Origin of the sequence: Flavobacterium sp. (assembly GCF_047602195.1) — a bacterium.
Classification (GTDB): domain Bacteria; phylum Bacteroidota; class Bacteroidia; order Flavobacteriales; family Flavobacteriaceae; genus Flavobacterium.
On sequence record NZ_JASGHW010000004.1, the window covers coordinates 418,462 to 442,654 of the forward strand.

At 50.5% G+C, this 24,193-nt stretch carries 17 protein-coding genes and 1 tRNA gene; 17 read left to right on the top strand and 1 reads right to left on the bottom strand.

All coding sequences use genetic code 11. The features are described from left to right. Positions 1-128: 128 nt before the first annotated feature. Positions 129-1,385 carry a putative DNA modification/repair radical SAM protein gene (locus QM717_RS08240; protein WP_415036702.1) on the top strand — a complete coding sequence of 419 codons (1,257 nt, stop codon included), beginning with the start codon at positions 129-131 and terminating at the stop codon, positions 1,383-1,385. Continuing rightward, on the top strand, positions 1,385-2,155 hold the full coding sequence (locus QM717_RS08245; protein WP_415036704.1) for a TIGR03915 family putative DNA repair protein: 771 nt from the start codon (positions 1,385-1,387) through the stop codon (positions 2,153-2,155). Before QM717_RS08240 ends, QM717_RS08245 begins: the two co-directional genes overlap by 1 nt. Before the next feature lie 274 nt (positions 2,156-2,429). Here QM717_RS08245 and QM717_RS08250 read toward each other — a convergent pair. Next, positions 2,430-2,501, bottom strand: a tRNA-Arg gene (locus QM717_RS08250). Between the two features lie 179 nt (positions 2,502-2,680). Between QM717_RS08250 and QM717_RS08255 the strand changes: the two genes are divergently transcribed. The 15 genes from QM717_RS08255 to QM717_RS08325 are packed head-to-tail and all read left to right on the top strand — an operon-like array spanning position 2,681 to position 24,191. Continuing rightward, positions 2,681-3,349 carry a Pvc16 family protein gene (locus tag QM717_RS08255; RefSeq protein WP_415036706.1) on the top strand — a complete coding sequence of 223 codons (669 nt, stop codon included), beginning with the start codon at positions 2,681-2,683 and terminating at the stop codon, positions 3,347-3,349. A gap of 29 nt (positions 3,350-3,378) precedes the next feature. Beyond that, positions 3,379-5,301 carry a phage tail sheath C-terminal domain-containing protein gene (locus QM717_RS08260; RefSeq protein ID WP_415036708.1) on the top strand — a complete coding sequence of 641 codons (1,923 nt, stop codon included), beginning with the start codon at positions 3,379-3,381 and terminating at the stop codon, positions 5,299-5,301. A 32-nt stretch (positions 5,302-5,333) separates the two neighbouring features. Then, positions 5,334-5,774, top strand: coding sequence for a phage tail protein (locus QM717_RS08265; protein WP_415036710.1), 441 nt, complete (start codon positions 5,334-5,336; stop codon positions 5,772-5,774). Positions 5,775-5,777: 3 nt separating this feature from the next. After that, complete coding sequence (locus tag QM717_RS08270; RefSeq protein WP_415036712.1) at positions 5,778-6,236, top strand: phage tail protein; 459 nt, start codon at positions 5,778-5,780, stop codon at positions 6,234-6,236. Positions 6,237-6,240: 4 nt separating this feature from the next. Beyond that, positions 6,241-6,417 (top strand): DUF5908 family protein, encoded by a 177-nt coding sequence (locus QM717_RS08275; protein ID WP_415036714.1) that lies wholly within the window; start codon positions 6,241-6,243, stop codon positions 6,415-6,417. Next, positions 6,414-7,184, top strand: a complete 771-nt coding sequence (locus QM717_RS08280) for a hypothetical protein (RefSeq protein ID WP_415036716.1) — start codon at positions 6,414-6,416, stop codon at positions 7,182-7,184. Before QM717_RS08275 ends, QM717_RS08280 begins: the two co-directional genes overlap by 4 nt. A 6-nt stretch (positions 7,185-7,190) precedes the next feature. Then, the gene (locus tag QM717_RS08285; RefSeq protein WP_415036718.1) at positions 7,191-8,879 is read left to right on the top strand and encodes a phage baseplate assembly protein V; all 1,689 of its coding nucleotides are present in this window, start codon (positions 7,191-7,193) and stop codon (positions 8,877-8,879) included. A 1-nt stretch (position 8,880) separates the two neighbouring features. After that, positions 8,881-9,168 (top strand): PAAR domain-containing protein, encoded by a 288-nt coding sequence (locus tag QM717_RS08290; RefSeq protein ID WP_415036720.1) that lies wholly within the window; start codon positions 8,881-8,883, stop codon positions 9,166-9,168. Positions 9,169-9,180: 12 nt separating this feature from the next. Continuing rightward, on the top strand, positions 9,181-9,597 hold the full coding sequence (locus tag QM717_RS08295) for a GPW/gp25 family protein (RefSeq protein WP_415036722.1): 417 nt from the start codon (positions 9,181-9,183) through the stop codon (positions 9,595-9,597). Positions 9,598-9,601: 4 nt separating this feature from the next. Next, positions 9,602-12,703, top strand: coding sequence for a baseplate J/gp47 family protein (locus QM717_RS08300; protein WP_415036724.1), 3,102 nt, complete (start codon positions 9,602-9,604; stop codon positions 12,701-12,703). Between the two features lie 10 nt (positions 12,704-12,713). Next, the gene (locus QM717_RS08305) at positions 12,714-15,743 is read left to right on the top strand and encodes a hypothetical protein (RefSeq protein ID WP_415036726.1); all 3,030 of its coding nucleotides are present in this window, start codon (positions 12,714-12,716) and stop codon (positions 15,741-15,743) included. 9 nt (positions 15,744-15,752) lie between these two features. Beyond that, positions 15,753-18,707: a hypothetical protein gene (locus tag QM717_RS08310; protein ID WP_415036728.1), complete on the top strand. Its 2,955-nt coding sequence runs from the start codon at positions 15,753-15,755 to the stop codon at positions 18,705-18,707. Positions 18,708-18,720: 13 nt separating this feature from the next. After that, positions 18,721-19,269, top strand: coding sequence for a hypothetical protein (locus QM717_RS08315; RefSeq protein WP_415036730.1), 549 nt, complete (start codon positions 18,721-18,723; stop codon positions 19,267-19,269). Positions 19,270-19,278: 9 nt separating this feature from the next. After that, complete coding sequence (locus QM717_RS08320; protein ID WP_415036732.1) at positions 19,279-20,700, top strand: contractile injection system tape measure protein; 1,422 nt, start codon at positions 19,279-19,281, stop codon at positions 20,698-20,700. A 17-nt stretch (positions 20,701-20,717) separates the two neighbouring features. Beyond that, a complete protein-coding gene (locus tag QM717_RS08325; RefSeq protein ID WP_415036734.1) occupies positions 20,718-24,191 on the top strand; it encodes a hypothetical protein in 3,474 nt (1,157 codons plus the stop codon). The last annotated feature ends 2 nt before the right edge of the window (positions 24,192-24,193 follow it).

The following is a 24,193-nucleotide window of genomic DNA, read 5'->3' on the forward strand; positions in this document are numbered from 1 at the left end:
GCCAAATTTTAAATAGCATCTTGATTTGAATCTTTCACAATTTTTGAAAGAACTTTAACGACTGTTCAAACCGCTTTCCATCACCGATTGCCTACCTTTAAAATCCACGGTTAAAATCCATTTTCCCCATGTCTGACAGAATCCGCGAAAAACTGCAAATCCTTGCAGACGCCGCCAAATATGATGTTTCGTGCTCCTCGAGCGGCTCCAACCGCAAAAACACCAACAAGGGTTTGGGCGACGCCAACGGCTCGGGGATTTGCCACACCTATACCGAGGATGGACGCTGTGTATCCTTGCTCAAAATTTTGCTCACCAACCACTGTATTTTCGATTGTGCGTTTTGTGTCTCGCGCAAAAGCAACGATGTCAAACGCGCGGCCTTTACCGTCGATGAAGTCGTCGAACTCACGATGAATTTCTACCGCCGCAATTACATCGAAGGATTGTTCCTGAGCTCGGGGATTTTCAAGGACGCCGATTACACGATGGAACGGCTCGTACGCATCGTCAAGAAATTGCGAATCGACCACCGCTTCAACGGTTACATCCACCTCAAGACGATTCCGGGCGCGAGCCAGGAGCTGCTCACCGAAGCGGGTCTGTATGCCGACCGCATGAGCATCAACCTCGAAATGCCGACCGAAGCCGGGCTCAAATTGCTCGCCCCCGACAAGTCGCACGAAGAAGTCAAGAAGCCATTGGGTTTCATCAAGGACAGTATTACGGCATTGGCCGATGAGAAGAAAATCATCAAGCACGTTCCCAAATTCGTTCCGGCCGGCCAGAGTACGCAGATGGTCGTCGGGGCCACGCCCGAAACCGACATGGAAATCATGTACAGCGCCAATCAATATTACAAAGATTACGACCTCAAACGCGTCTATTATTCGGGTTACATCCCGATTTCGTATGACGACCGCATGCCCATCATCGGCAGCCAGCCGCCGCTGTTGCGCGAAAACCGTTTGTACCAGACCGATTGGCTCATGCGCTTCTACGGCTTCGAGGTGCACGAGATCCTCAATGCACAAAACCCGCACCTTGATGTCGATATCGATCCCAAGTTGTCTTGGGCGTTGCGCCACATGGACCAGTTCCCGATCGACATCAACACCGCCGATTACCGCATGATCTTGCGCGTGCCGGGCATTGGCGTGGGCTCGGCCAAGAAAATTGTGATGGCCAGAAAGTTTGGCCGCTTGCGTTCGGACCAACTCAGGCAAATCGGGATTGCGTACAACCGCGCCAAACATTTTATCCGGTGTGCCGACAGTATCTACCAACTCAATGCACCCGATGCGATGCACGTCAAGGGTTTGATCCTTTCTGAAACGAATTCCAAATATTTGAAAATTCCACAAAACCAGTTGACGCTTTTCTGATGGTGATTTATGTGTTCGACAACTCGTTAGAAGGTTTATTGACAGCGGTGTTTGAGTTTTATGAACGCAAACCGAAAGTGGTCAAACTCGTCGCGCAGCAACATTTCGAACCGGTGCTGATCGACGAAGTCTTGGAAATCGTCAGCGACGAAACCAAAGCCAAACGCGTCTGGGAAGGTTTGAAGAAGAAAATCGGAAACGACTGGCTGCTGCGGTTCTACAAGGCTTTTTTATCGGAAGACGCCCAAACGTTCCAGCAGTTGTTCGATTTTGCGTGCTATATTTTCGACCATCCCCAAGGCGCCGAACAGAATTTCGGGCACCCGGCCGTGATTGCCGTGACGCAGATGGAACGCAGCGTAAGCCGCGAACGCCACCGCATGAAAGCCTTTATCCGTTTCCAAGAAACCGCAGACGGGATTTTCTACGCGCCGATCGAGCCCGATTTCAACGTGCTGCCGCTCATTGCCCAATTCTTCAAGGACCGCTACGCCGACCAGCGTTGGATCATCTATGATGTCAAACGGCGGTACGGTTTGTATTACGATTTGGACAAGGTCGAGGAAATTACGCTCGAGCAGGCCCCCGAACTCAAAACCAATACCTATTTGCCACAGGATTTGCTGCACGACAAGGAACAATTGTACGGCCTGTTGTGGAACGATTATTTCAAGAGCACCAACATCCCGGCGCGAAAGAACATGAAGCTGCACATCCGCCATGTGCCGAAACGGTACTGGAAATATTTGACCGAGAAGATCAACAATTAATTATGAATGGTGAATGGACTTGCGTGAAGGATGGAAGCGGTATCCTTTTGTGGCGCTTGCGGAACAAAAGATTTAGCGGACAGCCTGACGGCGGCACAGGATTTCATTGGTAGGATAAATGTAAATCCGCCGACACGCCCAAACCAATAATAAAAAATAAAGCTGCCCGATGACAGCTTTTGTAGTCCCGCCTCCCGACATTTCGGGACCGACGCTTCGGGAGAACTTGGATTTAAAGTTTAGTAATAAAAAAAGCTGTCCAACGACAGCTTTGTAGTCCCGCCAAGAATCGAACTTGGATCTAAAGTTTAGGAAACTTCTATTCTATCCGTTGAACTACGGGACCTTTCGGCTGCAAATATAGCGCAAATCTGCGACAGCGCAAATCTGCGTGGCGAAACGGGATTTTTCCCCTTTCCGAAACCGGAAATTCGCCCTTTCAAAACAGGGGTATTGCCTTGTAAAATACTGGTTTTGTTTTAGTTGCTTTGGGTTTGCGATTCCCTGCCTTAAAACCAGCCGAACATGAACCTCAAGATCCTTATCGAAAAACTGGCCCAATTGGCCGACCCGGCCAATAACCTGATCAACATCGCCAATATTGCGATGCTCAATGATGGGGATGAGTTTGTGGAGTCTAAAACGGCCATCGTGATGTCGGTGGTCAATATCGAGGAAGACCGCACGCTCAAGAACCAATCGGTTTACCTCAGGGAAACGCGCACCGAGACCGAGATCATGCGGCACCGGCATCCGACGCAGCATTTGATCATTTCGCTGCTGTTCAGTTCCTACAACAAGGATTTATCGAAATACCTGGAAGGCTTGGAAAAACTCAAGAGCATCATCGGTTACTTCCAACAAAACAATTCCTTTTACTACAAAGACAACAACAGCGAGCTTATCGAATATCCTGCCTTCTTGGCCAAAACCGAGGCGCAGCAGCAACACTATTCGAGGATCACGATCGAGCCGGTCAGCCTCGGTATGGACCAGCTCAACCAGATGTGGTCCTGTTTGGGATCGCGTTACATGCCGTCAATGCTTTACAAGATGCGGTTGTATCTGGTTCAGGGCAATGTTACCGTGGCCGAGAAAATCATCCGCAAAGGCACGATCAAGTTGTGGGAAAACAATCCCAACGATCCGGTCGGGATTATTGAAACGCAGGAGTTTGAAGCCAACGAATCATAAAACAGTATCAACAATAAATAGAAAATGTCATGAATGTAAGTTCTCTAAAAACACCCGGGGTATATATCAATGAGATTGATGCATTTCCTCCCTCAGTGGCGCCAGTCGCGACAGCCATACCCGCATTTGTGGGCTTCACCCAGAAAGGCCCCGATGTGCCTACGCGAATCACTTCGTTTCTGCAGTTTGAACAGGTTTTTGGCGGCGCGCCCGCTCCTGCTTCCATTACGGTAAACCTCGATGGGAACAACATGCCGCTCGATACGAGCAGTGTGGGTGAAAGCCAGTTCAAGCTCTACAACAGCATGCGGCTTTTTTATGCCAACGGCGGCGGGATTTGCTACATTGTTTCCATCGGGAACTACGGCGGCAGTATCGACGACCAAGGACCCTTCCTCGCCGGTTTGACCAAGCTGCGCAAATTTGACGAACCCACTTTGCTGCTTTTCCCCGACGCAATCAACCTGCCGGCCAACCTGCTGGGCCTGGTACAGCAAGATGCGCTCAAGCAGTGCGGCGACCTCATGGACCGTTTTGCGATCCTCGATGTCAAGCAGGAAGGCAGTATTTTTGACGACAGTGCCTCGTTCCGCGATAAGGTGAGCAACATGAACCTCAAATACGGTGCGGCTTATTATCCGTACCTGCAGAGCAGTTTTCCGTACCAATTCCGCTTCAGCGACATCAACGGCACCGCGGCCGGGAAGGTCAATTTCAAGGCGATTTATGCGACCGACATTCCTTTGAAAACGGCCATCGAGGATTTCGAAAAAGTGGCGGCCAACAACAAAACACTGGCCGATGCCTGGGATGGAGCCGCTTCGGCGAAGACCATCGCGGTGCCGATCGACACGCACAACAAACTCAAAGCCGCCATCGACAAGCATTGGACTTTGCTCAAGGTGTTGGGCAAGCCGGATGCCTTCAACAGCGTCCGATTTTCCGATTATTCGAAAGAATTGGTTTCAAACGTACTCAAGAAATACGCACAGTCGCTCGTCGATTTCAAAAAAGCGTATGAGATACTCCGCAAGGGCGATGATTCTGATGTGGTGGATCCGCTCAACGATTTACCGGCAGACAACTTGTTCACGGCGACCTGGGGCACACTTTCCACTTATGTTGAATCGGTGCCCAATCCCTATACCGACAACATCAGTAGTATCATTACACCCGATGCTCCGGGAGTTCCTTACCAGGTGCCCGATTTCAGCAAGATCCAATTGGCGGTCCAAAAACTGCACGCCTCGGTCATCAATGCGATGGATGGCGCGGTCAATGCGCTCAACGATTTGATGCTGTTCGAGGAAAGCAACCTCATATCACGCATGCCGCTTTACGAAGCCATCGTGGCCAAGTTGTCACAGACCATGAATACATTGCCGCCTTCGGGAGCCATGGCGGGCATTTATGCACAAACCGACAATACGCGTGGGGTTTGGATTTCGCCGGCCAACAAAGGCATCATCGGCATCATCGGGCTCACCGCCGACATCAACGACAGCGACCAGGAAGACATGAATGTGAGCGACACGGGAAAATCGATCAATGCGCTGCGCAAATTCGCAGGAAAGGGTTTCATGGTTTGGGGTGGCCGTACGTTGGCCGGCAACAGTACCGACTGGCGTTACGTCAACGTAAGAAGATTGGCCAACATGATCGAGGAATCGACTAAAAAAGCCTGTATGCAATATGTTTTCGAGCCGAATGTGTCCCAAACCTGGATCAGTGTCAAAGGCATGATCGACAATTTCCTGACCACGCTCTGGAACAGCGGCGCCTTGGCCGGAAGCAAACCCGAACACGCCTTTTTTGTGCAGGTCGGGCTCAACGAAACGATGAGTTCGCAGGATGTTCTCGACGGAAAAATGATCGTCAAAATTGGTTATGCGCCATCGCGTCCGGCGGAGTTCATCATCCTCGAATTCAAGCAAACCCAGCAAAGATCCTAACCCTTATTCATTAAACCTTAAAAGATAAAGACATGCCAAATATTGATTTTCCACTACCGAAGTTCCACTTCAGCGTTGACTGGGGCGGAAGCAAAATAGCCTTTACGGAAGTATCCGGGCTCAACAAAGAGATGGATGTGATCGAACACCGCGTCGGTTCCAGCCCGTCCTTCTTCAAGGAACGCATGCCCGGCCTGCAAAAACTCAACAACATTACTTTGAAAAGGGGTGTTTTCCTGGGCGACAATGAGTTCTACGAATGGTACAACACCGTGGCGCAAAATACCGTCACCAAAAGAACCATCACCATTTCGCTGCTCGATGAAAACCAGGAACCACGAGTAGTGTGGACCGTAAAGGATTGTTTCATCGTATCGCTCAAGTGTACCGATCTCAAGGCCGATGCCAACGAGGCGGCCATCGATACGGTCGAAGTGGCCAACCACGGATTTACGCTCGAATACAAATCGTAAACCATGGCGACGAATCCGATGGTCGGCTTCCATTTTTCGGTCGTCTTTGAACTAATGCCGCAGCTTTCCCTGGTGGATACCCGGTTTCAAAGCGTCAGCGGACTCAAGGCGACGATGGAAATGGAGACCTATGCCGAAGGCGGACAAAACCGGTTCAAGCATTCTTTTCCGGTTCGGTCGGGCTACCAGGATCTGGTGCTCAAAAGGGGACTGACCACCGATCTGTCGAGCCTGTCGATGTGGTGTGCCCAGGCATTGGAAAACTTTGTGTTCCATCCGGCCAACCTCGTGGTGTCGTTGCTCAACGAAAACGGAAATCCGGTCAAAGCCTGGTATGTTTCACACGCCATCCCGCTCAGTTACGAATGCAGCGATTTCAATGCAGAGGAAAGCAAGATGGTCATCGAAACCATAACGCTCAAGTACAATTTCTTCAAGGAAATTCCAATCCCAAGCTTCTAATAGTATGGCCATCGAAATCAAAGAACTGCGCATCAAGGTCAACATTGCCGAAACACCTGGCGACCAGTCGCACCCGATCCAAAAGGCCAATGCGGCCAAGATACAGGAATTCAAGTCGGAAATCGTACGCGAATGCCTGCAGAAAGTATTGGAAAAAATCAAAGAAAAAGCCGAAAGATGATCAAAGGACTATTGGGCATCATCGACAAAATGCGCATCGAGGTCTTCCCGACCAAAGATTATGTCGAGCCGCCACAGCAAACCATTTTCGTCCAGCTCAATCCCGAGAAATACACGATGAAGCACAACGTGGTTTTTTGCGAGGGACAAGCGATGGGCACCACGGGAAGCGACCTCAAATTCAACAAGATCGAAGGCGAGGAAGTTACTTTCGATTTCTTGTTTGACAGTTCCGGTGTTGTGGCGCCAGGAAAAATCAAAAGCGGTAAGGGCACGCCCACATTCGAGGACCTCAAGGGCGATGTGGTCAATGCGCTCCAGCCCGCGATTGTCGATCCATTCGGCGAAGCGGCCACGGTAGAGAAAGAAGTCGAGGCGTTCAAGAACCTGCTCATGGGCTACAACGGCGACACGCACCAAACGGCTTTTTTGCGCTTGCTTTGGGGCGGGTACAGTTTGTCGTGCCGGCTCAAGAGCATGGACATCGAATACACGCTTTTCCGCAAGGATGGCCGTCCGGTGCGCGCGAAGGTGAAATGCCTGTTCAAGGGCACCGTCGACTACAAAGTCATGGTGGCCCGCGAAAACAAAAGCTCACCCGATTTGACGCACCAGCGTGTCGTGGAAATGAACGATAAACTGCCGCTGATGGCCGAATCGATTTACCAAAGCAACGGTTACTACATCGATGTGGCCAAGAACAACAAGCTGTTGACTTTTCGGAAATTAAATACCGGGGATTCGCTGCAATTCCAACCCATAAAATAGAAAACCATGGCCGTACAACCTTACTATCCGTCACAGACGCTGCTCAAGCTTCAGTTCCTGGTTGGGGGGAATGCTACTGGTTTGGACAGTCTGCTCAAGGAGGCGGTCGTCCAGTTCGAACTCAACAAGATCGCTTTTGCCAAGTTCACTTTTATTGCGGCCAATGAAACCACCGACAATCCGGGCCAATTGCCGCTCGATGTCCTGAACCGCAAGCCACAGGACAAACCCATTGCTATCGAAGTACAGGTAGATTTAGGCCAAGAAACCAGGACACTTTTCAAAGGCATCGTCAAATCGTTTGAAAAACAAACCGATGCGACGCAGATCACCGTAAAAATCGAATGCAAGGATGCCGCGTTCAAGCTGACCCAGCCGTCCAACGAACCCGAAAACAACACCCTCGATTTTGAAGGACGAATGAATGCCTTTGTACAGGATAAATTAAAAGTCAGCGACAGCCTCAAAGGCAAAGACTGGGGCAAGGAAAAAATCACGCACAACAACGCGACCGTTCCGTGGGATTACCTCGTAGGATTTCTGGATTCAATCGGGATGCCGGTTGCCTTGCGAAATGGCGAATTTACGGGCATCGATATTTTGGTTCCAGACGGCGACAAACCGGTTTCCTACCTCGCCGAAAACGGCATCAATGTTTTTTCGTTTTCAGGGAAAGTAGACGCCCAGAAACAGAAATCCTCGGTGGTCATCGAAAGTTGGGACATCGAGGCACAAGCCGTGAGCCGTACCTCTGCCGAGCAAGCCACCGATGAGAACCCGGAAACCATCCGCGTTGGACAGACCAGGTTGCAAAAATCGACCCTCGACCGCATCGCCCAGGCCGTCCTGACCAAGAGCAACATCGCCGCCGTATATGGCAAAGTAATGACTTTTGGCAACCTCGAGACCCAGGTCGGGCATTACCTCAGTTTTGCCAAAGTCAATCCCGAGATCGACGGAAAGGTTTTGCTGATTACCCAAGAAGTGCACACCATCGAAAATGGCTGCTGGAAAACCGAATACGCCTATGGGCTCGAAAGCGAGAAGTCATTTACCGAACAGACCGCGGCGGGACAAAACAACAGCCAGGCGCAGATTGGGCAATCGAATACCGTCAACGGGTTGCAGATCGGCAAGGTGCTCCAAATCGAGGAAGATCCCGACCACCATTTCCGCATCCGGGTCAAGATCACTTCGCTCAGCGAAAGCGGGGAAGGCGTCTGGGCCAGGTTGGCCAACGTCAATGCCTCCAAAGAGATGGGCAGTTATTTCATTCCCGATGTGGGCGATGAGGTGATCCTGGGCTGCATCGGCAACAATCCCGACACACCGGTCGTCCTGGGCAGTCTCTACAGCAGCGCGCAACCGATGCCGTTTCCGATCCAGAAAGAAAATTACCTCAAGGGGTTCGTGACCAAACAGGGTACGCGTCTGGTCATGGACGACGAAAAGAAAAGCATCGAAATGAGCACCAAAAAAGGCAACAAACTCACCATCAGCGACGAACTCAAAGGCATCACGATCGAAGACGAAAACAGCAATAAAATCATCCTGAACGACCAGGGAATCACCATAGAAACCAACAAGGATTTGAATTTGAACGCCATTGGAAATGTCAACATCAAAGGCAGGCAAGTGGCCATGACCTCAGACACGAAGATGGATTTCAAAGGCGCCATGATCAACCTCAATTAAAATGGGAGCAGCAGCCAGAATTACCGACATGCACAGTTGTCCGCTCAGCGATCCGAAACCGCACGGCGGCGGTCCGATCCTGCCCGGAGGCAACACTTCGGTGTTCATCGGCAGCTTGCCTGCGGCGACCGTGGGCAACAGTTGCGTCTGTGTGGGCCCGCCCGATGCCCTGATCAAAGGTTCGGCCTCGGTGATGATCGGTGGCCAACCGGCTGTCAGGATGGGCGATACGACTGCCCACGGTGGCAGCGTAGTTGCGGGGTTTCCGACGGTAAACATTGGCGGTTAACAATCAAAAGACATGAAAGAAGAACCTTCATTTTTAGGGACGGGTTGGGCTTTTCCGCCCGCATTCAGCAGCCAGTCGGCCGGGGTCAGGACGGTTTCGGGTGAAGAAGACGTGCACCAAAGCCTGCACATTTTGTTTTCGACCCTGCCCAAGGAAAGGATACTGCGTTCCGATTTTGGCTGCGACCTCTCGGCGATGCTTTACGAAAACATCACGACGACCTTTTTGACCAAAATCAAAGGGCTCATCGAGCATGCGATTTTGCTGTATGAGCCGCGCATCGATTTACTCAACGTGGAATTCCATACCGAAAATACACTCGACGGGCTCATCAACATCGAGATCACCTATCGGATCAGGACCACCAATTCGAGAAAGAATTTTGTATTCCCGTATTACCTCGAGGAAGGCACATTTGTAAAACAATAAGACCATGGCGAACTGCAACGGCACATTATCGGTACACGAAGGAATGGGAACCGCGCAAGGCGACAGGAATGTCCAGGCGCTGCAACCCGACTTCTTCCTTTTGGACGAAAGAAACGAGCAGGATTTCATCCGGTTTGTGCAGAAACTTGCCGCGCAGGTAAAATTCTACAACCCGTCGGATATCGTCGAAGGCGACTGGGCCGAGTTTTTTGGCAAGGAATCGACCGCCATCCTGATTGCCATCACCGGCTGGAATGTCGAGCTGATGCAGCAGGATTTCGAAAGGCAAAAACTTGTGATCCTGACCTATGCCGACTTGGCCGTCCAAAAGGAAGCACTATTGGATTATTTCCAAAAAATCCATCGGGAATTCAACCGCCTGCTCGGGAAGACCAACCAATTGGACGACGCGATTTCACAAAAAGAAAACCTGCGCGCTACTGCCTACCTGATTGGGGAACGGCTCCAGAGAATATTCGAGATGATCGATTCGGTAACCGATATGGAAGCCTTTTTGAAAAGTCCCGAATTTGGTCGGTTGTTCCAGCAATTGTTGGGCTTGTTGCTGTCGTGGAAGAATTTTTCGCAATGCGCAGTCGATTATCAGCTCAACCAATATGCGGCACATGGCCCACATTATACGTTGTTTTTGACTTTCCTCAAATTGCTGCGGCACGCCAAGGACAGCTTCAACGGATTCACCAAAAAGCACCTCGATTTTTACTACAAAGATGTGCTGCGGATGCAAAACCAAAAGGCGCGGCCCGATTTTGTGCATTTGGTCGTCGAGCCCTTTGGCGCAAAGCCTTTGCTGGTCCCAAAAGGGACGGTATTTCCGGCAGGAAAAAATACCGATGGGCGGGACAAATTTTATGCCTCGACCGCCGACCAGACCATCAATGGCATCCAGCTTGCATCGTTGCTGAGCGTTCATTCCTCGGGGCAGCGCTACAAAACCGATTTGCTGCCGCTCAACGCCAAAGGCAAGGGCTTCGATGCTTTTGCATCGGATAAGGCAAGCTATAAGGAAGCGCTGATGGTTGCCAGTCCGCTGCTGTATCTGCAAAGCGGAAAAAGGACCATCAAGCTCCGCATCAATGAAACCAACCACCAAGCCAAGGATTTTGAGTTTTACCTGACCGGAGAAGAAAAAATACTCCGGGTCACCCAAAAAGAAGACGTTACGGTCGAAGGCAAAAAATTTATCGAATTGACGGTTCCGGCCAAGCAGAAAAAAATCATTCCTTTCGATCCGAAATTGCATCCGGAGTTTTTGGTGCAAACCCGTTTCCCGGTGCTCAAGATTGTCCCGAATCAATCCATCCCGTCCATTGCACACTTGGACCTTATCATCGAAGTGACGCAGTTCAAATCCTTTGTACTCGAGTCTGATTTTGGCAGCATCGATTTCGACAAGCCTTTTTATCCGTTTGGCGAGCTTCCCAAAAACGGCAATGGGCTCACGTTGCATTCGAACGAGTTTTTCATGAAAAAAAATGCGGTGGCCACCTTGGCCTTGCCGCCTGAGCCGAGTTCGGGGAAAAGTGCGGGCTGGATCAATTCTCGCGTCAAAGTCGCGCGTCTGGAAAACGGCCAATGGAAACATTTTGCCAATGACCTCCCGAAGGTTCCCAATGCCTATCCGCTTGACGGGTATGCGTTCGAGGAGACGGCCAAAAAGGACGGCCTGCCCAATGGAAGCTTCCGGATTGTATTGGACAGTCCGCGCTATGAAGGCGAAACCTATCTCCAAAACTATATTATCCAGAGCGGCAAACCCTCGCCAGTTCTGCCCTATAAACCCAGGGCCAATGCGTTTTCTTTTGATTATTCGGTACGCGAGACCATTGACCTGTCCGATCCCAAAACAGACAACCGCGTCGATTTGTACCACGCACTTGCTTTTGGCTTTTTCAAGTTGAATGGCCTGTTGCGTTTTTCACCCAACCAATCCCAACGCGGATCAATTTACCTGGGTTTTGAAAAGGCGATGCCCAAAGACGGACTCAGTTTCCTGATCCAACTCGAAGAAGGCACGGCCAACCCGCAGATGGAACCGGCAAATGTTTCCTGGCACTACCTGAGCAACAACAATTGGGAGGCGTTGGAGCATTCTGCCCTGGGCGATGAAACCGCTTCGCTTACGCGTTCGGGATTGGTCAGTCTTTCGGTTCCAGAGTTCAATTTCCAAAATACCAAATTGCCTGCAGGCTTGTTTTGGTTGCGCATTTCGGTTTCCAATGTCCAGGCGTTGAGCCGTTTGCTGGGCATCCATGTGCAGGCACTCAAGGCCGTTTTGACCGATTACCGCGATTCGGGTGGCCAATTCCTCGAAAATACGCCCAAGGAAACCATCAGCAAATCCGACAGGACCATCGACGGGGTCAAGAAATTCCTGCAACCGTACGCTTCATTCGATGGACGAAAGGCTGAGCAGGACGCGCTGCTGTACCGCCGGACCAGCGAAAGGTTGCGGCACAAAAGCCGGGCAATCACGAGCTGGGACTACGAACACCTGATCCTCGAGGAATTCCCCGAAGTCTACCGCGTCAAGACGTTGAACCATTACCGTTACGACCATACGATTTCGAATGTTGCGGCCGGATATGTCACGTTGATTCCCGTGGCGAAATCCTCGAAAGCGGCGAACATCAGTTGGCGGCCTTTGTTGAGTTTGGACAAAATGCTGCGCATCAAGCAATATTTGCACAAAGTGGCCTCGCCGCAGGCACGCATTTGTGTCAAGCCGCCCAAACCCGAGCTCGTGCGGGTGCATTTCAAGGTGAAATACCACGAGCAGCCCGGCATGGACAAAAGATTGCACACGCTCAGGCTCATCGAGCTCATCAACACTTATTTGAGTCCGTGGGCTTACGAGGAAAATGCAATCGATTTTGCCAACGAAATTGAATTCTCCTCGATCATCAGGCTCATCGACAACCAAAGTTTTGTGGATTACCTGACCGATTTTAAGATCGAACAGTTTCTTTTGGACGAGAACAACCAAATCGTGGGCGGCGCGATCCAAAACCTGGACCGCATCAGCCCGCAGACCGATTTCACCCTGTTCATCCCCGACGCCTCGCACCGCATAGAAGAATTATAAATCGAAACCCATGCAAACTGCCTTATTCATACCCAGAGACCGAAAGCTCCCGCCGTCACAGGACTTCACTTTCCTGCAGCAGCGAGGGCTGAAATACATCGAACAGCTCGGCCGGAAATTTTGGACCGATTACAACGCGCACGATCCGGGCATTACGATCCTCGAGGTGTTGTGCTATGCGATTACCGAGCTGGGTTATCGTTCGGATTTTGACATCAAGGATTTGTTGGCCGATGAGGGAAATGCCATCCGCAACCGCACTTTTTTTACCGCGGCGGAAATCTTCCCCAATGCGGCGCTCACCGTGACCGATTACAGGAAACTGCTCATCGACTGCAACGGTGTGGCCAATGCGTGGCTGCTGCCGACCCAAAAAACCACCGATGCCGATGGCTATCTGTTGCCGCACCCGAGCGAAGCAACGCTTTACATCAACAAACTCGAAGACAAACTGAGCCTCGACAATACCGACCGCAATGGCAAGATCCTCGACCCGTTGGGCATCCGTGGATTGGCCAAGGTAAAAATCGAACTCGAGGAAGATCCGGTTTTGGGCGACCTCAATACCCTTTTGCTCGAATTCCCTTTCTGGCACCAGGACCATTGGATCAACCTCCGGATTGCGCCGCAGTTCACCAATTGGAACCATCCCGATGCGGGACTTTTCAAGAAAATGAACACCCCATCCGAAATTACCATCGAAAGCATCCAGAAAACGGCGGGCATTATTTATTTGGTCGTGAATCGCTATGGCCATCCCGAGGATTCGTTGCGTTTCCGTATTTACGGCGACCATCCGGCCGAACTCGACATTGCCTTGGCTTATCTCGACAACGAGCAGAGGGTTTGCGAAGTGATTTCGGCCTTTGAAAAGAAAAAGGACAAAATCGAGCAAACGTTCTCTGCCGTGTCGATTGCGCTGCAGCAGAACCGCAACCTGACCGAAGATTACCTGTGCGTGGAAGTCATCGAAAAAGTACGCGTGGCCGTCTGTGCCGACATTGAGATCGAAACTGGTTTTGATGTCGTGGAGGTGATGGCGCAGATTCAAATCACGATCGACAATACCATCAGCCCGAAAATCAATTTTTATACGCTTTCGCAACTCGTGGCCGAGGGAATTGCTTCCGATCAAATTTTTACCGGACCCCGATTGCAAAACGGATTCCTCAAGGACGGGGAAATCGAAAAAGCAACACTTCCGTCGGCCATCCATGCCTCCGACATCATCGCGGCCCTGATGGAAATCCCGGGAGTCAAATCGGTCAAAAACCTGCTCATGACCGCCTACAATTATCTGGGCCAACCGCTGACCGGAGCCATCAATCAGAGTTGGGTTTTGCCGCTTTCGGGTGAGGTCAAGCCGGTTTTCGATGCCGACCGCTCCAAGTTGCTGTTGTTCCAGAAAAACATCCCGTTCCTGCTCACGGAAACCCAGCAAATGCTCGTGGCGCAAAAAGTAATGATGCACCAGATGCAGTTCAGCCAAAGAAAATTACAGGCAATCCAACAGGATTTCGAAATCGGTACGGGCAGTCATTATGCGCTGCAAAACTACTACAGCATCCAGGACGAATTCCCGGCCAATTACGGCTTGGGCAAAAATGACCTTTCCGATAAGGCAAGCCCCGAGCGGAAGGCACAGGTCAAACAACTGCAAGGTTACCTGTATTTCTATGAGCAAATCCTCGCCGATTTTTTCAACCAGTTGTACCACGCCAAGACGCTGTTCGACACGGGCGATATCGACCGTACCTATTTTCCGGCCTTTATTGAGAAAGACCCCGATTCGGGAACCGATTTTTATTCGGCGTTTTTGTACACCGACCAATTGGAAAGCACTTTGATGCAGGGCCAGTTTCCCGAGGACGAAACCTCGCTCTATGAAACCAATACCCAATTCTACGACCGCAGGAACCGGATTTTGGACCACCTGATGGCGCGGTTTGCCGAAAGTTTCAACGACTATGTGTTGATGATGTACCGCATTTCGCACGATACTTCGGGACGCGGTGCGTTGGCATTCGACCATGCCGACCTGATTGCCGACAAGCAAAATTTTATCAACGCCTATCCCGAAATCAGCCGCAACAGGGGCCTAGGGATGGATTATCTGCATGCGCGGATCGTCCCGCCGGATCCGGCTTTGCAATTGGATGCGTTTTGGAATTCGGGCCATCGCGGCGGCTACGAAAAACGCGTGGCCAAATTGCTCGGCATCAACAACAGCAACTTGCGCGACATTGTGACCGAGAAAACGGTGCAAACCCAATGGACGGTGGAGACCGAAGCCGAGTCGTATCTGTTCAAGATCATCGATCCCGATACCAATCTCGAGGAGAAATGGTATTGGGCGCAACAGCATTTTACGTTGCAAACCTTGTATCGCGCCGAAAAGTATGCGGGGAACTTCTACCTGTACCTGTACAAAGACGAACAGAAAATAGCGCGTTTCGTCCAATCGTTTCCCAATAAAAATGAGGCCGTTGCCTATCTGGCACACCTGATAAAGGAAATCAACCTTTACCACGAAAATTTCTATTGCCTCGAGCATATTTTATTGCGTCCGTTTGACAACGACCATTTTTCGGACGAGGCGCTGCTGTCGGTTTGCCTCAACGACGATTGCGACGATGAAGCGAACAACGATCCGTATTCGTTCAAGGCGACGGTGGTTTTGCCGGGTTATCTGTCGCGATTCCAGAACCTGACCTTTAGGAAATATGCCGAGAAGATTTTCAGGCAGGAAGCCCCGGCACACGTGCTGCTCAAAATCTGTTGGGTCAATACAAAGGACTTGCTGGATTTTCAGGAAACCTACAGGAATTGGCTCGAAGCCTATCGCGGTTACCGCCTGAAATTTTGCGCCAATACCTTAACCGACAGCGACCCATCGGATTATGCCGCGACGCTCGAACAATTGGTCGCCGCGCTCAAGGAACTGCATACCATTTACCCAGAAGGCAACCTGTACGACTGCCGACTGAGCGAATCGAACAACCCTATCATTCTCGGAAATACATCATTAGGAACTTTATAATACAGTATCATGGAACCATATCATACACCTGCTTATCCGGTTTTTGAAGCCGATCAGGTCTTAAGTCAAAAGGAACTCAACCAGGCCATCAGCCATTTAGAGGAGCAAGACCGGATTACCCGAAAGCAACTCACGGGAATCGGGATCGTATGTGGAGCCGAACTGACTTTTCCCAATACACACTCGGTGGCCATTTCATGCGGGACGGCCGTGACATCCCTGGGTTTCCAGATCAACTGGAAAGAGAAGACGCTTTCGGCTTACCACGAGATCGAACTTTCGGAACAATTCCTGAATCCGGATTACCTCGACGAGCCTTACCTCGATGGGATTTTCAGGTACCGTAGCCAATACGAACCGATCCGGAATTGCATCGAATTGCTCGAATCGGCTTCCGCTGCCGAGGACAAACAGGACATTCCTGATGGTTTTTTCGATGATAAGGTCATCATCCTGCTGCTCGAAACAGCACTGATCGACCAAAAGAATTGCGTGACGACCAATTGCGACGACAAGGGCAAACGCATCGAATTCAAGCTGCGGCCTTTGCTGATTCCGATCAACGATTTGGTGCGCCAGCAGCCCATCACGCCTCACTTTGCCTCGCTTGGGTTGCTGCGTTACAACGTCCTGTACAAAAACCTGACCTCGGCAGAACAGGTGCTCGACGGTTTCCGCAAAGCCTATGACGATGAATACCTGAACCAGATTTCGAGTGCCATACAACTGGTGTATGCCCATTACCAAACGATGAGCGGCGGGAATCCTTTCCCGGTATTGGCCAATGGCAAAGCGGCCATCGATGCACAGGTAAATGCCTACCGACAAGGTTCGGGCGTACAATACCTGTGGGACTGGATCTCCGATTTGGTCCAGGCGTACCATGAAATCATCGCATTTGTTGAAATCCATCCGGCGCTTTGCTGCATCGACGAGGCGCTGTTTCCGTTCCATGTAGTGTTGGGCAGCCATACGGCCAACAGCCATGCGTTGCGTACGCCTTTCATCCCAACCTTGCATGCGGCCCACAAACAACAAGCGAAAATGCAAAAACTGCGACTGCTTTTCGAAAGGCTCGAACATCTGCTGACCGGATTCAAGCTCGAGAAAAACAAACGCATCAAGGTAACCCCATCGGTTTATGGTCCTGTTCCTTTATCGGGGAAAGCCATTCCGTTCTATTACGACGACATTTTGCAGCTCAACCGCAAATGGCATCCGGGGCTTACGGCAAAAGGGCGCAATGATACCATTTTGTCGTATCATTCGGACCTGCCGGGTTACACCAACCGCGATGCAGTCAGGCGGCCGCTACGCTACGACCTCGAGCCGTACAATTTCTTCCGGATCGAAGGCCATGCAGGTATGGATTACAAGGAGGCGATCAAGGAACTCACGGTCATCAAGAACAGCTACAACCTGCCGTTCCGCATTACGGCGCTCAATGCGGTGTCTTTTGCCAATAGGGAGATGGACATTTCCAAATTCGAAGGCCGCTGGGACGACCTTGAAACCGATTACGACCTGGCGCGCAAGCGGGTCTACAACATCACCGAATTTGTGATCAACTGGATGAATACGAACAAGGAAAAATTGATTGAGGAAACCTTTTTCAGCACCGTGAGCATCAACAATTTCAACAGCATTCTGCAGCAGATGAAAAAATTGCTGACCGAAAACCTCAAGGGTTATTTGCCCAACCACGACGAATTCCAGGAAGTGTTCAGGGAACTCAACCGGGTTTTTGTATTGCATCGCTTTTGCCTGCAATTCAACAAAGAAAAGCTTACGATTTTGGTCGAAGACCTCATTGACCGACTCGACGACATCAACGAACTGTTCCTCGACGATCCGTTTACCGTAATTTTCGAAGAGGCGCAATTGCGTTGGGAAAAAATCTACACCGAGCTGTTCTTTTCGACTTTCGCCAAAAAACATCCGGGGCTTGAGCACAAGGCGGGCGTGACCAAAGGCGGCACTTTTGTACTGGTTTATGTAGACACTTCGGTATTCAAAGGAATTCCCAAACCGAAGGTCAACAAGGATTTGCTGTTGCAGATCACCGAACACAAAAACAGCATCGGGATTGACCCGGCCACCAAGAAAAAACTCGAGAAGAACCTACAGCTCACCGGCTACAAATCGCAGGTCAAGGCCAAGCCCAAGACCGAAGTCATCAAAAAGTGGCAGGACGAATCGGACGCGATCGCCGACGAGGTCCTCGAAATGGCCAAGTTCAATTTTGAAGCGGCGCACGATCCCGAAGTCAGCAGTTTCCTGCTCGAAAGCCTCAAAGGCGCATTGGCAACGGGATTTGGCAAAGGAGGTGCAAACGAACCGTTCCAACGGCTCATCATCGCCGATTTTTTCCTGCCGTACATTTGCTGCAGCGACGGCCCGTCCATCGAGCTCAAATTTGAAAACAAGCAAATCAAGATCGCACTCGAACCATTGCGGTTCTGCCGGACCGATAACGGCAAACACGAAGTAACCGTCAATGGCAGTGAAGGTGGCACTTTCAAAGGCAGTGGTGCCGGTTTGGTGACCCCGGACGGCAACCAGCATTTCCTGCAGCTCAAGGCAGATATGCCCGCCGGCATTTATACGCTGCAGTATGAGAAGGAGGGAGAATCGAGCAACACCATCGAGTTCGAAGTGTTCGCCCCAAATACGGTAGAATGGTCGCAGGAACGTTCAGCAGACGATCCGGACACCTTCGTTTTTACCAATTCACTGACCGAGACCCGCGAATACGAAATTGATTTTGGGGACGATTCCAATGTGCTCATCACGACGCAGAAAACGGCTACACATCCCTTCGATTTCGAGGCCAAGACACAATACACCGTAACAATCAAACAACGCAATACGGTTTGCGAAAGTGCACAAGCACTGACCGTGAGAAGGGTTGGGGACTTCAATTCGGAAGATTTCCACTACAAAGATTTCAATACAGATAACTAAAAAATAAGCAATTATGGCAGCAAAAACTAAAGGAGCAATCGCTCAAATCATCGACCAAGTGATTGTCACGAATGGCAATATCAGGGCGAAAGAGACCAATATGATCTTAAAAGAAATCCTGGACTGCATCGAACTCAACGACAAAGGGCAAAGCAATGTGGCACTTTTCGACATTAAAGGGGCAAATCTCACCGACAATCGCGGTGGCATCCTCAATTATTCGATCAAGGGAATCGTTTCCTCATTTGCCAATGTGACCTTGCATTTAGGCATCAAGGAAAGCAACGCGGGAAATTTTGCATTCAAGCATGAAAAACCGGAATTGTTTGAGGTTTTCAAGGCGATCTTACAGCAAAATCCCAAAGACCAACTCAATTTTCTGGTGAAACTTACGCGGAAGCCTGTCCGCGGACAAGTATTGGGTTTTGGGATTGCCAACTTGAACCTGAACATCACCAAAGAAGAAATACAGATTATGATCGAGCCGCATCAAGGCGACAAAATCATCAGCGGGGATACGATTCTTACCTCCATCGCCTTGCATTGTCCTGAAGGAATTTAAACCGAAAGCATGCACCTGATTCGCCAGCATATCCTCGACGTCGACTGTTCCTCCCAAAATCTTGGGAAGGAAATACAATCGCAATTGGGTCAGGTGCTCGAGGGTGATTTTTATCCCAAACTGCAGCAATTGCTCGATCGGTACGCCGTTGCGCATCACACTTGGAACATTGATGCGCTCACGGTTGAATTGCCGCCGGTCAGTCCGCGGAACTGGAAACAGGAATTGGTGGATGCCGCGTTGCAGCAAATCGAGTGTTACCTTCAAACGCATGCACCTGTTTTTCCAAAACAAAAAAAAGGATACGAAGCCGAATTGGGATGGATTTCCGACACGCAACAGGCCGAAAAACTGTTCTTCGATTTCTTGAAAACGGGATTACTGCCGGAGAATTCACTTTCCCGAAAACTGGTAGAAATTCTGGCCTTGTTGGTCGTAGATGCGGCTTTTGTACAGCGGTTGATGACCGAAATGACGTTGCTGGAAAGCGTTTGGATCCGTTGGGTTTTTGCCATTCCGCCAGAATTCAAACAAAAGGTCTGGTCGTTTGTAGCGCAGCCCAAAGCATTACCGCTGTTCTTCCAAAAGCTTTTCGAGGGCCAGCCGGTCGCTTTTATTTCGGCTTCAAAAATCCTCGATCCGGCATGGCTGGAACTGTTGCAATGGTTTTACCTGTTGCATCGGCAGACACCGTCAGCCATGAAATTGTTGGAGGCTTTTCTCCAGATTTCACAGCAGCACATGCAAATTTCTGCCACCGAAATGCGGGCGGTTTTTGCCTACGCCAACAACCAATCCACAGCAACGCATCGGAATGCACTTCCGGATGAAATCCAGTTTTTTCTCGAACAAAACGCGGCCCAATTGCAGGTGCTCGAGTTCCGGGAAACGATGGAGGAAACGACTGAATTGACTTCGCCAGCACAGGAATTCCTGTACGTCGAAAACGCCGGGTTGGTGATCCTGCACCCTTTCCTGCCGACGTTGTTTGAACAAACAGGACTGTGTCAGGACAACCATTGGACGAGCGAACCCAGCCAGCACAAAGCGGTACTGCTTACCCAATATTTGGTTTCGGGAGAAACGGTTTTTTTTGAAAATGAATTGGCGCTCAATAAAATCCTGTGTGGATTGCCCGTCGAAAGTGTCATCAACACCCAACTGCAGCTCAGCGATGACGAGAAGCAGAAATGCCATCAATTGCTTGAGGCGGTCAACGAACATTGGAAGGCCATGAACGGTTCCTCGATTGTGGCACTGAGGGAAACATTCCTGCAAAGGGAAGGAAAAATCGATGCGTCGAACGATCCTTTCTTCGAATTGTGGGTAGCAGAAAAAGGGGTCGACATCCTGCTCGAACAACTGCCTTGGGGCATCGGTCTTTTCAAAACGCCATGGATGCTCGACTACATGAATTGTTACTGGGATTAACCGATTAAATGCGACACATGAAAGCAGAAGCCCTTTTATCCAGTCCGGTCCCGGCGCCCAAGGCCAAGAAACCTTTTTTCAAGGCCAAGAAAAAACTTAACGTCAAGCTCAACGAAGCCAAGGAACGGGTCATGGCGCCTGCTGCCACGAAAACGGCTGAAAAGGCTGTCCAACCCAAACCCGATGGAAAAGCCACCGCGATTGCGACCTTGAAAAAACCGGTCAAGGAAATCAAGTCGACTTCCAAAAAATACCAAAAGCACAAGAAACCCGATGTGGTCCAAAGCGAAATGCAGCAATCGGCAATCCTACCGGCGCAACGCACCAACCAATCTTCGGCCAACCGAAATCAGGTAGATACCATGGCCGAACAACCTTCCAAAAAATTCGATGCCGAGAATTTCAGGGAAAAACTGCGCGAACAAATCAACGCCACCATCAAAAGCAAGGACGAAGCCAACGAGATCAAGCGCAACGGCGGTGTAAAACCCGAAGTGACCGAACAAATCAATGAAACGGTCGGCGCCGAAAAAACCAATGCGGGCGGACAGGTGGAAGCCAGTACCGCACCGCCTTCAACCCTTCGGACACCCGAGCGTGAAGTGACTTCCGAGAATCCGGTAGCCCTTGTGGCAGAAGCCCCCCAAACGGCGACAACCACACGGCATCGGGCAGATTTGGCGCCGTCCAAAAAACCGGATGCCGAAACCGACCTGAGCTCGAGAACCAAAAAACTCGACGACCAATACGCCCAGAACAATCTTTCGGCAGAAAAGCTGCAAAACAGCAACGAACCCAAATTCATCAACGCCGACAACCAAAAACAAACCTCCCAACAGAAAGCCCAGCAGCTCACGAGCCAATACCGCGAACAGGAACGCAAGACCATCGCGGCCACCCAACAGGGCAATGCGCGCGCGATCAATGCCAAGTACAACGGCATGCGCTCCGAAAACAACACGGTCAACAATGGGCGGTTCACCCAGCAAAGCGCCAAGAGCCAAGAGGAAAATGCCATCAGGGAACGGGTAAGCAAAGGGTTCGATGACATTTTCGCCCATTCCAACAGCGAAGTGTTGGCGTGTTTTGCCCGCATTGATACTTATATCGAATGGGTGTTCAGTCTGCAGATTACCCAAAATCTGCAACGATTTTCATCGCGTGTGGCCAGCCTGCTCGACGACAACACCGGTTTTTTCAGTTGGGTGGGTTCCAAAATCACAGGCAATGACCGGCTCAGCGAGATTGAGATATTCGACATCGCCAAGAAGGAATTCATCCAGCACATGCAAAGCCCGATCGATGATTTGGTACGCATCGTGGATTCGAACCTGAGCCTAGCCGTCAAGACGATCGAAGACGGAAAAATCGCAGCCGACCGGTTTTGGAACGAGCAATCGACCGAAACCAGAAGGATAGCCGATTCGGTCTACAACGAATCGGTGACCAAATTTGCGGAACTCGAAAGTGCCGTCGAAAGCAAGGAAGGCGCGATCATCGATACGGTCACCGAAAAATTCGCGGCCGCCCTCGAAGACCTCGACGCGCGTTTCGAGAAGGCCAAGGAAGAAAACAAAAGCTGGCTCGACCGGGCCATCGATGCGGTCAAGGCCGTCATCAATACCATCATCGAGCTCAAGAACGCGCTTGTGGCCATCGCGCGAAAAGCGGCCAAATACGCGAGCGAAATCCTCGACGACCCGATCGAGTTCTTCGACAACCTTTGCGACGGGGTGGGTCAGGGATTTACGAATTTCAAAAACAATATTGACAAGCATTTGGTCAAAGGCGTCCTGGAATGGCTCACCGGTTCTATGGGCTCAGACATTGTCTTGCCCAAAGAACTCAATCTCGAGGGCATTACGAGTTTGGTACTACAGATCTTGGGCATTACGATCCAGAAAATCAAGGCGATGGTCAAGGAAGCGATCGGGCCGCAGCGTTTTGAGTTCATCGAAAAAGGCGTCGAGATGGGCATGGAAGCCGGAAACAACCTGCTCAACATCTTCAAGATCCTCAACGAAAAAGGACTCGCCGGACTCTGGGAATTCATCAAGGAAGAATTCTCGGACCTCAAGGAAATGCTGATCGAAAACGTCAAGACCTTTGTCGTGGAAACCATCACGCGCAAGGCGATTGAAATCCTGTTGTCGCTGTTGATCCCGGGGGCAGGTTTTATCCGTGCGGCGCAATTGCTGATCAAATTCGTGATCACGTTGTTCAAGAAGGCCGCGCAAATCCTCAAGATTATTGAGGGCATCATCGACTCGTTCGGGAACATTTTGCGCAAGGACATTGGCGGTGCCGCCGAAAAAGTCGAAAGCGTGTTCAGTTCGTTTTTGAGCCTGGCGATCAGCTTTCTTGCCGCCGTTCTCGGTTTGGACGGCATCGTGGGCAAGGTGCAGAAATTCATCCAGCAGAAAATCAAGCCGAAAATCGACATGATCCTCAAGAAAATTGCGCTCTCGATCAAACAAATCGTCAGTAAGATCGGGTTGGACAAAATCATCGACAAATCGATGAAGGTCGTCGAGAAAGGCAAAGCCTGGGCCGAGGAAAAAAAGGAAAAAGCCAAGGAAACCGCAGTCAAATACGGGGAGAAAATCTTGAAATTCCTCGGCATCAAAAAGAAATTCAAGACCGAGGACGGCGAATCGCATACGCTTTATTTCAACGGTAGCGAAAGCAACATGACACTCATGGTGGCCAGTAATCCCAAAACGTTCAAGGATTTCCTCAAGGGAATTGGGACGGTCAAAGGCAATAAGAAACAAGCCAAGGATGCCGCCGAGGCCGAATTCGATGCCTTGCAGGCCGAGCTCGGTAAAAGGAACCTCGGAGGCAACAACGCCGATTACCAAACCGAACAGGTCAAGAAATATGAAAAAGTCACCGGGCATGTCACGACACTGAGCAATTACATGCCGCCTTTGTTTGACATTGACGGCGTGGGCAAATTCGAGCTCAATTTCGGCGGACTGACCCCGCATGGGTTTGCCAAGAAGATGGAAGTCAAAAACCTGCACAAGTCGACCAAACCGCCTATCGGTTCGGTACCAGGCGTGACCAACGACGGCTATGACACGCTCAAGAAAAAGCGCAACGGCAATTCGACCTATTACATCCTCGGGCATTTGCTCAACCACAACCTCGGCGGTAGCGGCAACGATTTCAGGAACCTAACCCCGCTCACCAGAAAGGGCAACAAGGACCACAACGTCGATATCGAGGAAACGGTCAAGGCCGACCTCAACGCGGGCAAGGTCATCCACTATACCGTAGAGCCGGATTACAGTGGCAAAAAGGTCAAGAATTGTCCGGCAGGTCTGACCAACAAAAGGAAAGCGATCGTCGATGTGGAAGAAAAAACCCCGATCAAGGTCAACTACCTTTACAAATCCTGGAAAACCACCGAAAAAGAGCCGACCGCTTTCACGAAGGATTTCTTCGACAATACTTCGGATTACAAAGAAGGTACCTACTCAGAATAAGT